Below are 12,797 nucleotides of genomic sequence, written 5' to 3'. Positions count from 1 at the left end.
AAGCGCATAAGTCATGAAGTGTCGGACTCTGTTCGCGCCCCGCGCAGGCGTAGTCCACGGTGGCCAACGACCTCGACGCCGCCGGCCGGTGGTGGTCGTCACGCCGGCAGTCTGGTGAGCCCGCCCAACTGGGCGGTTCCGGTCCGGACGATCGAACCGGCCAGCGCGGTGGCCTCGGGGTGTGCGCCGGAGCGCTGCTCGGCACCGGCGACCCGAACCGACTGCTCCAGGTGTGCCCTCAGGTACCGGCCGAAGAGACGGCGGAACTCTGCGTCCGGGGCGGTACGCAGTGCGGCCAGCTCGGCGGCGGTGACCATGCCGGGCATGTCGTGCCCCTGGTGCGGATCGCTTCTCGGTGCACCGGAGCGGTCGAGCAGTCGCCGGGACCGGTCCAGGTCGGCGCGGTGGGTCTCCCGGACCCGGGCGGCGAGCCGGCGTACCGCAGGTTCGGCGGTGCGCTCCGGCACCAGAGCCAGCAGCGGCAGTACCCGCTCGTGCATGGCGACGGTGAGTTGCAGCCAGGCGATGTCGGTGCCGTTGAACGAGCCGGGCGGGCTGGGCGTACCCGTCGGGGCGGCCGGTGCGGTGGCGGTGGCCGGAGGCGCGCCGGTCGACGTACCCGAATCGGAAGCCGGTGCCGACGGGGAGCCGGCGCAGCCGCCGGCCAGCAGGACCGCGACGAGCGCCGCGGTGGCCGCCGCAACGGTGCCGGGCCTCATTGGGTCCCCTCTCCGCTCGCCGTCGGGGTGGACCCGGCCGGAACCGGATCCACCCCCGGAGCACGTGGTCAGCTCGGGCGGCCGTCCGCACCGCACTTGATCACGGGTCGGATGCAGTCCCGGACCCGACGCAGCATCTCGGCCTCGGGCCAGGCGTTGAAGAAGTCACCGTGCATGGTGAAGCCGCCACCGGAGGCGAGCCGGAACCGCGCCGGGTTGCCGCTCACCGGATAGCGCAACACCTGGCGCAGCTTCGGTACCGCCACCGGGTGGCTCGGCGGGCACGCCTGGTTGACCGGGTACGCCATGTGGCTCTTGTGGTCCGGCGAGTCGAGGTCGCGGCCGTTCCAACACTGCGGGAAGTCGAGGTACGACTCCAGCATCGTCCCGGACGGACAGTTGACGAAGTCCTTGGACGCCCCGACGTGCCCGGCGTGCAGGCAGGACCACCTGGAGATGGTGGTCGAGTCCGGGCCGGTCGCCCGAGCGTTGCCGGCCACGATCCGCAGGCCAAGCGGCAGTGGCTGGGTGTTGGCGACGATGTCGCTGCGGACACCCTCGCCGAGGTAGTAGAACGTGACGATTGCCGGCTCGACCGGGACGTTGTCCGCGTAGAGGGTGGGCACCCAGTAGGACGAGACGTCGACCCGGGGATTGCAGGTGGTGTTGGAGTTGAGCAGGTCGGCGAGGTTGGTGTAGGCGTTGGTGGTCGTCGCCCCGAAGAAGCTGTGCATGTGCGAGGCGCCGGGCAGGCCCGGATAGATGATCGGGTCGTCCGGCAGCCGGTGACTGTACGGACAGTCGGCCAGGAACTCGGCGACCCGGACGATCCGGGCCTCGGCCGGCTCGGCCCGCTCGACAACGGCATAGCCGCCGAGCAGCACGAGCAGGGCGCCGAACAGTGTCACGATCCTCAGCCGGCGGCACGGCGCGGGCGGGGATGCGGCCCTTTCCATGGGCACTCCTAGCTGGTGAGCGGCCAGCGAGGGGTCCCGGCGCCGCCGCCGAAGGCGTCGGAGATCGCTGGCCAGACTGGTGGTGGTCTGCCCCCGTTCGATGTGCAAGAGAGCGCTCTCTCTCGCATATCCACCAGCTTGAGCCTGCCGTCGAAAACTGTCAATACCTGTACGGGTCGAGCAAGCCTTCCTCAGCCGAGCGAGACCTCCGAGCGCGGCTTCCTCAGCCGGGAGGGAGTTCCTCCGTCGGGCGGCGGGTCGGGGCGAGGAAGACGTACCGGATCGCCGGATTGCGCGCGATCAGCCGCCGTTCCGCCTCGTCGGCGGCGATCTCGATCTCCTCCCGGCTGGCGTCGTCGGCGAAGTTGACCTTCGCCGCCACCAGGATGTCCTCCGGCCCGAGTTGCAGCGTCATCAACCGGTCCACGCCCCGCAGGTCCGGCACCGCCGCCAGCTCCCGCTCGATCTCCGCGCGTACCGCCTCCCGGGCCGCCCGGCCAACCAGCAGTGCGATGTTGTTGTGCGCCAGCGTCGTCGCCACCACCAGCAGCAACACGCCGATCGCGATCGAGGCGGCGCCGTCCCAGACCGGGCTGCCGGTCAACTCCGAGGCGCCCACCCCGATGCCGGCCAGGACCAACCCGACCAGCGCCGCACTGTCCTCCAGCAGCACCGCCTTGATCGTGGTGTTCGGGGTACGCCGGGCCACCCGCAGCCAGGAGAGGCGCCAGCGCGCGGCCCGACGGCGCAGTTGGCGTACCGAGCGGGTCAGCGAGATGCCCTCGGCCACGAAGGAGACCACCAGCACCACGTACGCGACGAGCGGGTCCAGGTCCTCGTGCGGCTGCTGGATCGCCTGCACGCCCTGGAAAATGGAGAAGCCGGCACCGACGACGAAGGTGACCACGGCGGCGACGAACGCCCAGAGGTAGCTCTCCCGGCCGTGCCCGAACGGGTACTGCGTGGTCGGTGGCCGGGCGCCCCGCCGCAGCGCGACGAAGAGCAGCAGCTCGGTGGTGGTGTCCGCGACCGAGTGTGCCGCCTCGGCGAGCACCGCGGCCGAGCCGGAGACGAGCCCGGCGATCGCCTTCGCCACCGCCACCGCCAGGTTGGCCAGACCCGCGATGATCACCGTTCCGACGCTCTGGCTGTGCTGCGAGCCCGACGAGCCCAGCGGTCCCACCTGCGACCAGGGCGCCTGACCAGCGGCCCGGCCCTCGACCGGCTCGGTTGTTCCCGGCTCGCCGACCGGGCGGCGCCCTGCCTCGTCGTCCGGGCTGCCCGCCGGCTCGGCCATGAGGTCAGCCTAGGTGCCGGGGCGGGACCCATCCGGCGGTTGCCCGGAGTCCTGCGGGGGCCGGGGACGGCGGTTCGTCGTACCCGGTCTCTAGGCTGAACGCCGAGCTTGCGGGCCTGACGGGAGGGGGACTTCGTGGCGTACGAGGCAGTGGTGACGGCAACCGACGATCGGCCCGAGCAGCCGGGCGGGGACGGTGCCGATCGGGTACACCCGGTGGTCGATCCGGTGGATCCTGTGGTCGACCCGGTCGTCGACGCCGCGCTCGCCGAGCCGTTCCCGGACCGCCCGGCCTACCAGGCGGCGATCGCGGAGATCCGCTCGGCCGCGGCCGCCTACTACAACGGCGCCGACCTGGCGATGGACGACGCGACCTATGACGCGCTGATGGCCCGGGTCGTCGCCACCGAGGCCGCCCAACCCGGTTGGAAGGACGACGACTCGCCCAGCGAGCTGGTGGCGGCCGGCGCCGGACTGGTCGGCGATGTCGTGCACAGCGTTCCGATGCTCAGTCTCGACAACGTCTTCGGCGAGGAGGAGTTGGCCCGCTGGGCGGCCCGCCTCGACAAGCTGCTCGGGCGCCCGGCCGCCGGCTACACCGTGGAGCCCAAGATCGACGGGCTGGCCATCGCCGCCCGTTACGTGGAGGGCCGGCTCACCCAGGTCGCCACCCGTGGCGACGGGCTGGCCGGCGAGGACGTCACGCCGCAGGCACGGCGGGCGGCGGGCCTGCCGGAGCGGCTGGCCGAGCCGCTGACCGTGGAGATCCGCGGCGAGGTCTACATGACCGACGCCGACTTCGCCAAGGCCCAGGAGATGCGCACCGGGCACGGCGAGCCGGCCTTCGCACATCCGCGCAGCGCCGCCGCGGGCACGCTGCGCGCCCAGGACCGGGCGTACGACGCGCCGCTCTCCTTCCTCGCCTACGCCGTGCACGGCCTCGACGGCGCCGACGGGGCGACCGAGCCGCGCCCACACTCGGCCACGATGGCGTACGTCGAGAGCCTCGGCGTGGCCACCACCGCCGGCTCGCCGGCCGGGATGCCGCTCTGCACCACCATCGAGGAGGTGCTGGCGGTGGTGGAGTCGCTCTACGCCCGCCGGGGCGAGTTGGGCTTCGGCATCGACGGTGCGGTGATCAAGGCGGACCATCCGGCCGACCGTGAGCTGGCCGGGTCGGGCACCCGGGCACCCCGCTGGGGCATCGCCTACAAGTTCCCGGCCGACACCCGCACCACCACGCTGCTCTCGATCGAGGTGCAGGTCGGCCGGACCGGCGTGATCACCCCGGTCGCCGTACTGGCACCGGTGCAGGTCGGCGGGGTGACTGTCACCTCGGCCACCCTGCACAACTTCGACGACCTCGTCCGGCGCAACGTCCGGGCCGGCGACACCGTCTTCGTCCGGCGGGCCGGTGACGTGATCCCCGAGATCACCGGTGCCAAGCTCGACGAGCGGCCGGCGGACTCGACGGCGTACGAGCCGCCGACCCGGTGCCCGCGCTGCGACGGCGAGATCGACCGCTCCCAGAAGCGCTGGCGCTGCACCCAGGGCCGGGCCTGCGGCGCCCGCGAGTCGCTCTCCTACTACGCCGCCCGGGACTCGATGGACATCGAAGGGCTGGGCAGCAAGATCATCGACTTGCTGGTCAGCGCCGGCATGGTGACCGACCCGGCCGACCTCTACGATCTCGACGCCACCACGCTGGCCACCCTGGAACGGCTGGGCGAGACCTCCGCGCGAAAGCTCGTGGCCAACATCGAGGCGTCGAAGCGGCAACCGCTCTCCCGGGTACTCACCGGTCTCGGCGTACGGATGACCGGCCGGTCGATGTCCCGCCGGCTCGCCCGGCACTTCGGCACCATGGAGGCCCTGCTCGCCGCCTCCGTCACCGACCTTCAGGAGGTCGAGGGCGTCGGACCCGAGCGGGCCGTCACCATCGCGGCCGAGCTGGTCGAGTTGGCCCCGGTCGTGGCGAAGCTCGCCGCGCGCGGGGTCAACATGACCGAGCCGGGCGTACCCGGTCAGGCCGCCGCCACCCCGGGTGGGGACGACCCCGAGCTGCCGGCGGCGACCGCGCTGCCGCTGCGCCGGCCGGACGGCGCCCCGATGACGGTCGTGGTCACCGGTTCCGTGCCCGGGCTGACCCGCAACGAGGGCAACGAGGCGGTCGAGCGGCTCGGCGGCAAGTCGTCCGGCTCGGTCTCGAAGCGGACCGATCTGGTGGTGGTCGGCGAGGGTGCGGGCAGCAAGGCGGAGAAGGCCGTTGACCTCGGCGTCCGGGTGATGCCGGCGGAACGGTTCGCCGAACTGCTCGCCGCGCACACCGCCGCAGACGCCGCGACCATCGCCGAGATCATGGCAGCGCCGGAGGCCGAGGCAGGACCGGAGGCCGAAGCCGGACCGGAGGCTGAGGCAGCACCCGAGGCCGAGGCAGGACCGGAGACCGGAGCCGGACCGGAGGCTGAGGCAGCACCCGAGGCCGGAGCTGGAGCGGTGCCGGCAGGCGCGACCGGCTGAGGCTTCGAGGGCCGAGTTCGGGGGCGGGTGGTGGTGTTCCGGGGCGATGGTCAGCGACGGCCGACCACCACCGTCGCCGGGAGGTCGTCGTCGGTGCAGACCGCCGGCTCGAGGCCGGCCAGGTCGAACAGCTCCGCCGCCACCTCCGCCTGCTCCAGACTCGTCTCCACCAGCAGGTGACCGCCGGGGACCAGCCAGTCCCGGGCTCCGGAAGCCACCCGGCGCAGCACGTCGAGACCGTCGCGTCCGCCGTCCAGCGCCACCAGCGGCTCGTGCAGTCGCGCCTCCGGGGGCAGCAGCTCGACCGCCTCGCTGGGCACGTACGGCACGTTCGCTACCAACACGTCGATCCGGCCACGCAGCCGGGACGGAAGCGGCTGGTACAGGTCACCGGCGTACACCTGGGCGCCGAGCGGAGCGAGGTTGCGCCTGGCGCACCGGAGCGCTGCCGGTTCGACGTCCACCGCGTGCAGTGCCACGTCGCCGACCAGTGCCGCTACCGCCAGTCCGATCGCGCCCGAGCCGCAGGCCAGGTCCAGCACCGTCGCCCCGGGTCGGGCCAGCGCGGCGGCTCGGCGGACCAGCAGTTCGGTACGGCGGCGCGGCACGAAGACTCCCGGGTCGACGGCGACCCGCAGCCCGCAGAAGTCGACCCAGCCGACGATGTGTTCCAACGGCAGGCCGGAGACCCGCAGTTCGACCATGGCCAGCAGTTCGGCCGGGCTGCCGGCGGCGGTACTCAGGAGTTCGGCCTCTTCCTCGGCGAAGACGCAGCCGGCGGCCCGGAGTCGACGGACGACGTCCACGCCGTCCGGTGTGGACAGAAGATCGGAGCTGGGTGTTGACACGGGTAGACCCTTCGGGGAACGCCTGCGGGCGCTCTCCCGACTAGCGCGGCCCGACGTACCCCGGAAAGGGTGCCGGTCCGGCGGATGGGAGCGCCCGGCCGATCGACACGGAAATCGGTCCCACCTCCTCGGGTCGCCACGAAACGAGCCCCCAACTTACCGCACCGACGCCGGTCCGGGCGGGACGCCGGGGGTGATCCTGCGCCGGCCACCCGGCGGGTCAGCGGTGGCGACCGATCTCCCGGATTCGTGCCGTCCCGGTCGCGGACCGTGGCCGGCTGGCGCCGCCGGCCGCACAGTTCCTGACATGACCTCGCCTCGTGACCACCTCGCCGGGCGCCTCGTCGCCCTCTGCGCCCTCGTCCTGCTCAGCGCCGGCTGCGGCGTCATCGACACCGTCCAGAACGTCGTCGACACAGCCAACACGCTGGGCAGCTTCGCCGACCGGATGGGCCGGTCCGCCCAACTCACCTTCACCGCCGAGTACCGGATCATCGGCGAGGAGGCCGGCCAGCGGGAGACCGAGACCGTCACCCTCAGCCAGCAGCCACCCAACTCGGCGCTGAGCACCGCGACCGGTCGGCTGATCCACACCCCGGAGTACATGATCATTTGCTCCGACGGTGAGTGCCAGAAGAGCCCGAACACCGCCGTCACGATGTCCCCGGACGCCGGCCTGGTCACCTCGGTCGCCGGCCCTGGATTCGTCACCCCGGAACTGGCACTCGCCATGGTCACCGCCGCCGCGATCGTGCCCAACACCGACGTGCAGACCTCGGAGCGCGAGATCGCCGGCCAGGAGACGCTCTGCGCCGACGTCACCGGGGTCAGCGACCCGCAGGGCGGTACCGAGGGGACCCTCGACAAGCTCACGGTCTGCGTCACCGATTCCGGCGTACTGGCCTCGTTCGTCGGCCGGACCGACAGGGGCGAGCAGGCCGCGATCGAACTGGTGAAGTACTCCGACAAGGTCGACCGCAAGGCGTTCGCCCCACCGGCCGGCGCGACCGTGCAGGACGTGTCGCAGCCGGGGTCGTGAGGATCGCCGCCCGCGCCTGGTACGCCCTCCGGGACCGGCCCGCGACATCGGGCCGGTCCCCGGCTGTCCGTTCCGGACCGGTCTCCGGCTGTCCGCTCCAGCATCGTCGGGATCCCTCCGGCCTGACTTCGACGGGACGGGCGGAGAAGGGTGCATCCCCATCTCGGCGATTTCGCCCCTGGCGTCCGGTGGATCCGGCAGGCTCGATGCAGGCGGGGGTGACGGCGTGCCGGTGGAACTGGATGTCACGGTGTCCGCCCGGGGCGTGGCGACCCGGGTCGGACTCGCCGTGCTGGCGGCCACCCCTGCCGTCGCCATGCGGCTGGCCGGCGTCCACCTGCCGGCGGTGGCCGGAATGGCGGTCTTCGGGGTGGCGGTGCTCTCGGCGGTCGCCCTGCTGATGTGGGCCTCCGAGGTGGCCCGCGTCGACCTGCCGGGAAGCCTGGCACTGGCACTGCTCGCCCTGGTCGCGGTGCTTCCGGAGTACGCGATCGACATCTACTTCGCCTACGCCGCCGGCTCGGACCGGGAGTTCGCGGCCTTCGCCCTGGCCAACATGACCGGGGCCAACCGGCTGCTGATCGGGATCGCCTGGCCGCTGCTTGTCCTCGCCGCCATCTGGGCGGTACGCCGGCGCGGGCAGCCCGGTGACCGGACCGGGGTCAGTCTCTCCGGACACCGCCGCACCGAGACGGTCTATCTGCTGATGGCCACCGTCTACGCCCTGGTGATCCCGCTGACCGGCCGGCTGGCCTGGTACGACAGCATCGTCCTGGGTACCCTCTTCGCGCTCTACCTCTCCCGGATCGGGCGTACCGAGCACGCGGAGGAGGCGCTTGTCGGAGTCTCCGCCACCCTCGCCCGCCAGCCGGCGATCCGCCGCCGGCTGACCGTTGCCGTGCTCTTCGTCACGGCGGCGGTGGTGATCCTCAGCTCCGCCGAGCCGTTCGGCAAGTCCCTCGTCGAGGCCGGTACGGCGCTCGGCATCGACGAGTTCCTGCTCGTCCAGTGGCTGGCCCCGGTCGCCTCCGAGTCCCCCGAGGTGATCGTGGCGATCACCTTCGCGCTGCGCGGCCGGGCCGACGACGGGCTGGGCGCGCTGCTGGCGGCGAAACTCAACCAGTGGACCCTGCTGATCGCCTGCCTGCCGATCGCCTTCTACCTCGGTGGCGGTGAGTTCGCCGGGCTGGAACTCGACGCGCGGCAGACCGAGGAGCTCTACCTGACCGCCGCGCAGACGCTGCTCGGCGTCGCCGTCCTGGCCGACCTGCGGATCTCCCGGGCCGAGGCGGCGCTGCTGTTCCTGCTCTTCGCGGTGCAGTTCGCCGTACCCACCCAGGCGGTCCGATACGGCGTCGCGGTGGTGTACGCGGTGCTGGCCGCGATCCTGCTGACCCGACACCGCAGGGAGATGCCCGCCCTGCTCCGGGCCAGCTGGCCGACCGGCCGGGCACGGCCCGAATGAACACCCACACGGGTACGGCCCGCGCGGATCTCCGCCCGGGCCGTACCTCGGGTTCGGCTACAGGTAGCCCTTGGCCTCCTGCTTGGCGACCATCGGCTCGGTCCCCTTGCCGACCTTCTTCAACGCCTCCCGCAGCTGCTGCTCGTTCATCTTCGAGCTGCCCTCGATGCCCGCCTCGTGAGCGCGTTGACGAAGGTCATGAAGTTCGTCCCGACCAGCCATCTCAAGCCTCCCAGTTCCGCCGACGAGGGCGCCGCAGCCGGCCCCATCCTCGGCGGCAGGCTTCCCCCGATCGTGCCGCCCAAACGGGCCGCCGCCCCGGCACCGACGATCTCGTCGGCCCGGCCAGGTCGTCCGATTGCCGGTCTCGTCGGCCCAGCCAGGATCGTCAGTTGCGGACGAGGACGAAGCCGCTGCGCGGCCGGGTGGGTATCCGGCGCAGCGAGATCCGCAGATCCTGCTCGGGTACCTGGTAGTCCAGCTCGGCCAGCCGGCCCGTGAGCACGGTCAGCAGGGCCACCGTGGTCGTCTCGCCGGGACAGCGGTGGCCGGTACGCGGATCGCCCCCGCCCTGCGGTACCAGCTCGAACGCGCCGATCTCCCGGCCGAGGAACCGCTCCGGGTCGAAGACGTACGGGTCCGGCCACAGCTGCGGGTCGTGGTTCTGGCCGTACAGGTCGAGGATCACCAGCGAGCCGGCCGGGATGGGTACGTCCCGCCAGGTGAGGTCCCGTACGGCGTGGCCGGCGACGAACGGCGCGAACGGATAGAAGCGGCGGACCTCGTGACCGAACGCCGTGACGTACTCGGTGCTGCCGGACCGCAGCCGCGCCCGGAGTTCCGGCCAGCGGTCCATGGCGTGCGCCGCGAAGCTGACGAACCAGCAGACCGCGACCGTCGGCCGGACCAGGTTGAGGATCTCCACCGCCGCGAGCCGTGGATCGAGCTGCTCTCCGTCGGCGTCCCGGTAGTGGCTGATCACGTCGAAAGCCGAGCCGGCTTCGACCGTCAACCGCCCCTGCCGAACCTGCTCGACCTGCTCGGCCAGCCAGCGTTCCCGTCGGTCCCGCGCCTGCCGGGCCCGCCAGTGCCGGGGTCCGAGGCTGCCGAAGCCGTCCACCAGCGCGACCATGTCGGCGGCCAGCGCAGCGACCTCCGGCTCGGCCACCGGCACACCCACCCAGCGGCAGACGGCCCGGGTGAGGACCCGGCTGACCTCCTCGAAGAGTACGACCGGCTGCTCGGCCGGCCATCCGGCGACGGTCTCGTCCCAGGCCGCGCCGGCGTACTCCTGGAGGGTGGCGATCGCGTCGGAGCTGAGCAGCGACGTGAAGATCGCCTTGCGGTGCCGGTGGTCGGCGCCGTCGAGGGTGTGCACCGCCCGCCGGCCGAGGAGGGTGTCCTGTACCGGCCCGGGAATCGCCCCGTGCCGCCGGACGTGCTGCTCGTCGTAGAAGAACCGGGCCGCGTCCGGGCCGCGCAGCCCGACCGCCCGTTGCCCCAGCAGCCGGGTCTGGACGATCTCGGTGTGCTGACGGCGGCGGAGGTTGGGCAGCCAGGCGTAGCCCTCGGCGGCGAGCCGCAGCGTGTTGTCGACGAGGAGACCGGGACGCGGAGACATCCGCCCACCATGCCCCGACGCACCGTGGCTAAACCGGGTCCGACGACCGGGTACACCACGCTGGTCGGTCCCGGTTCAGTCCCGGTCCCGGTACAGTCACGAGGGTGATCTTTCACATCGCCGAGGCATCGGACTGGGCGGCGGCGCAGGAGTCGGGGGACTACCGGATCTCGACCCGGGGGCGGAGCCTCGCCGACGAGGGCTTCATCCACGCCTCCCGCCGGGGTCAGGTGCTCGGCGTGGCCGAGGCCGCGTACGCGGACGCCGGTCCGTTGCTGCTGCTGCACATCGACCCGGACCGGCTCTCCTCCCCGGTACGCGACGACGAGGTCGCGCCGGGAATCGTCTTCCCGCACATCTACGGTCCGATCAACCTCGACGCGGTGGTGGCCGTCGTACCGCTGGAACGGACCGCCGACGGCCGGTTCGTGATGCCACCCGGCTGACTCCGGCCCCCGCCTTCGCGCCTTCCCGCCTTTGTGGTCGGTGCAGGCAGCCGGGGCGGACGACGGTAAGGCGCCACCTCGACGGCGGCCGGGACGATGCAGCAGAAATCCAGGAATATCAATGGGATTCCGGGCTTGCGGAAGTTGTCTAAAATACCCGGGACCAGCACCGAGGGAGGACTTGTGCCGGGGGACCCGGAAGGCATGCTGATCGACTGGCAGCGACGTGTGGAGCAGCAGACCGCACTGACCACCGAGCTCAGCCAGCGGATGGAACAGAACAGGGCAACGGTCGAGTCACGGGGCGGCGAAGCCGTCGTGACCGTCGACTCGTCGGGAGGCATGGCCGAGCTACGGCTGCGTGACCAGGCGATGCGGCTGTCTCCGGACGAACTCGCCTCGATCATTCTCGACACCAGCCGGCGCGCCCAGGCGAAGATGGCGCAGCAGATGGTCGACGTGGTGAGCAGCCTCTACGGCGCGGGCTCCGAGACCGCCTCCTTCATCGGCGGCGCATACACCAAGCAGTTTCCGGAACCGCCCGAGGACGAGGAGCGAGACCCCCGATGAGCGACATCAGACTGTCGACGGCCGAGGTCCGCAAACATGCCCAGATGGTGGAGGAAGCCGGCCGGATGTGCGGAGAGGCCGCCGCCGGTGCGGAGTACGTCAACCTGCACGGCGAGGTGTACGGCATCCTGTGCAGCCCGCTCTTCCTGCCGATCATCGACCCGCTCTCCGACTACGCGTTGACGGAGATCCGCAACGGGGCTGACGCGACGGCGCACCTGGCGGAGCTGCTCCGTGCCCTGGCCGACAACGTCGACATCACCGACGGTGCGGCGGCAACCCGGATCAAGGAGGCGGGGGGCCGATGAGCACCGACGCGGTCATCACCCGTCCATCCGTCATCGCCCCCGAGGGCGAGACGAAGGCGTACGAGGGTGCCGGCATCTTCGAGTCGGCCTGCGGTATCGCCGACGGAATCTCGAACGGCAACTGGCTCGGCGTCGGCGGCAACGCCGTGGCGGTCGGTCTCTCCGCCATCGGCGCGATCATGGACCCGCTACAGGCGGTCTTCGCCGCCGGCGTCGGCTGGCTGATGGAACACGTCAGCTTCCTGCGGGAGCCCCTGGACAAGCTCGCCGGTGACCCGAAGGCGATCGAGGGCCACGCGCAGACCTGGTACAACATCGAGCGGCGCATCTACGACGCCACCGACTTCTTCGTCAACGAGGTCAACCGGAGCACGGCCGAGTGGACCTCGCAGGCGGCTGCGGCGTACCGGCAGCGCGCCAAGAACCACGCCGAGTCCGTCCAGGCGCTTGGCAAGATCGCCGACGCGATGGCCAAGGCGACCACGATCGTCGGCGCGATGGTCGGCGTCATCCGGAACACGATCCGTGACATCGTGGCCGAGGTGATCGGCGCCTGCATCTCCAAGGCGATCCAGGCCCTGACCGTGGTGCTGATCCCCAAGGTTGCCGCCGAGGTCGCCATCCTGGTGGGCAAGACCAGCAGCAAGATCCTCAGCCTGCTGGAGCGGCTGTTCGCGGCGATCAAGCAGATCGGCGCCCTGACCAGCAAGTGCGACAGCATCCTGGCGCAGATCGGCCAGGCCAGCCGCAACACGCTGCGCCTCGAGGCGTTCCGGCTCCAGGCGGTGGGCGAGGCCGGCGGAAGTGGCCTGAGCGGGTTCAGGGGAGCGTTCAACACGATCGGTCAGGGCCACACGTCGGTGTACGGCACAACCGGCCAGGTGGTGCAGAACACCGCGCGGTCGGCCAGCCAGACCAACGGCTCGCAGAACGCCGGACAGGGCGGCGATGCACTACGCGGCGAGAACCCGAGCCCGACACCCATCGAACTTCCGCTCTGACGCAGGC

The 12,797-nt window shown here is 71.7% G+C and carries 12 protein-coding genes; 7 read left to right on the top strand and 5 right to left on the bottom strand.

All coding sequences use genetic code 11. The features are described 5' to 3' along the window. Positions 1-98: 98 nt before the first annotated feature. The 3 genes from CLT71_RS37110 to CLT71_RS23625 all read right to left on the bottom strand — a co-directional run bounded on the left by CLT71_RS37110 (position 99) and on the right by CLT71_RS23625 (position 2,972). The gene (locus CLT71_RS37110) at positions 99-719 is read right to left on the bottom strand and encodes a DUF305 domain-containing protein (RefSeq protein WP_158242290.1); all 621 of its coding nucleotides are present in this window, start codon (positions 717-719) and stop codon (positions 99-101) included. Positions 720-787: 68 nt separating this feature from the next. Next, positions 788-1,675 carry a DUF1996 domain-containing protein gene (locus tag CLT71_RS23630; protein WP_101369030.1) on the bottom strand — a complete coding sequence of 296 codons (888 nt, stop codon included), beginning with the start codon at positions 1,673-1,675 and terminating at the stop codon, positions 788-790. 223 nt (positions 1,676-1,898) lie between these two features. Further along, positions 1,899-2,972, bottom strand: a complete 1,074-nt coding sequence (locus CLT71_RS23625) for a cation diffusion facilitator family transporter (RefSeq protein WP_199187696.1) — start codon at positions 2,970-2,972, stop codon at positions 1,899-1,901. A 135-nt stretch (positions 2,973-3,107) separates the two neighbouring features. On the opposite strand from CLT71_RS23625, the gene ligA reads away from it, so the two are divergent. Further along, a complete protein-coding gene (ligA, locus tag CLT71_RS23615; protein WP_486483412.1) occupies positions 3,108-5,492 on the top strand; it encodes an NAD-dependent DNA ligase LigA in 2,385 nt (794 codons plus the stop codon). A 50-nt stretch (positions 5,493-5,542) separates the two neighbouring features. Here the strand turns inward: ligA and CLT71_RS23610 are convergent, their stop codons facing one another. Then, on the bottom strand, positions 5,543-6,340 hold the full coding sequence (locus tag CLT71_RS23610) for a putative protein N(5)-glutamine methyltransferase (protein ID WP_101369029.1): 798 nt from the start codon (positions 6,338-6,340) through the stop codon (positions 5,543-5,545). Positions 6,341-6,647: 307 nt separating this feature from the next. Here CLT71_RS23610 and CLT71_RS23605 point away from each other — a divergent pair, with 307 nt between their 5' ends. Together CLT71_RS23605 and CLT71_RS23600 are read left to right on the top strand one after the other, a co-directional pair. Continuing rightward, positions 6,648-7,379 carry a hypothetical protein gene (locus tag CLT71_RS23605; protein WP_101369028.1) on the top strand — a complete coding sequence of 244 codons (732 nt, stop codon included), beginning with the start codon at positions 6,648-6,650 and terminating at the stop codon, positions 7,377-7,379. 226 nt (positions 7,380-7,605) lie between these two features. Further along, positions 7,606-8,844, top strand: a complete 1,239-nt coding sequence (locus tag CLT71_RS23600; RefSeq protein ID WP_101369027.1) for a sodium:proton exchanger — start codon at positions 7,606-7,608, stop codon at positions 8,842-8,844. A 388-nt stretch (positions 8,845-9,232) separates the two neighbouring features. Here CLT71_RS23600 and CLT71_RS23595 read toward each other — a convergent pair whose 3' ends face one another. After that, the gene (locus CLT71_RS23595; RefSeq protein ID WP_101369026.1) at positions 9,233-10,465 is read right to left on the bottom strand and encodes a cytochrome P450; all 1,233 of its coding nucleotides are present in this window, start codon (positions 10,463-10,465) and stop codon (positions 9,233-9,235) included. Between the two features lie 104 nt (positions 10,466-10,569). Here CLT71_RS23595 and CLT71_RS23590 point away from each other — a divergent pair, with 104 nt between their 5' ends. From CLT71_RS23590 to CLT71_RS23575, 4 genes are all read left to right on the top strand, one after another. Then, positions 10,570-10,911, top strand: coding sequence for a DUF952 domain-containing protein (locus CLT71_RS23590; RefSeq protein WP_101369025.1), 342 nt, complete (start codon positions 10,570-10,572; stop codon positions 10,909-10,911). A gap of 183 nt (positions 10,912-11,094) precedes the next feature. Further along, entirely contained in the window at positions 11,095-11,481 is a 387-nt protein-coding gene (locus CLT71_RS23585; protein WP_158242289.1) for a YbaB/EbfC family nucleoid-associated protein, read from the top strand. Beyond that, on the top strand, positions 11,478-11,789 hold the full coding sequence (locus CLT71_RS23580; RefSeq protein ID WP_101369023.1) for a type VII secretion target: 312 nt from the start codon (positions 11,478-11,480) through the stop codon (positions 11,787-11,789). Before CLT71_RS23585 ends, CLT71_RS23580 begins: the two co-directional genes overlap by 4 nt. After that, positions 11,786-12,790, top strand: a complete 1,005-nt coding sequence (locus CLT71_RS23575; protein WP_101369022.1) for a hypothetical protein — start codon at positions 11,786-11,788, stop codon at positions 12,788-12,790. Before CLT71_RS23580 ends, CLT71_RS23575 begins: the two co-directional genes overlap by 4 nt. The last annotated feature ends 7 nt before the right edge of the window (positions 12,791-12,797 follow it).

It is taken from the genome of Plantactinospora sp. CNZ320 (genome assembly GCF_002846275.1).
Note: the sequence above shows the minus strand (reverse complement) of the source record. Positions and strands in the feature narration are given on the sequence as shown.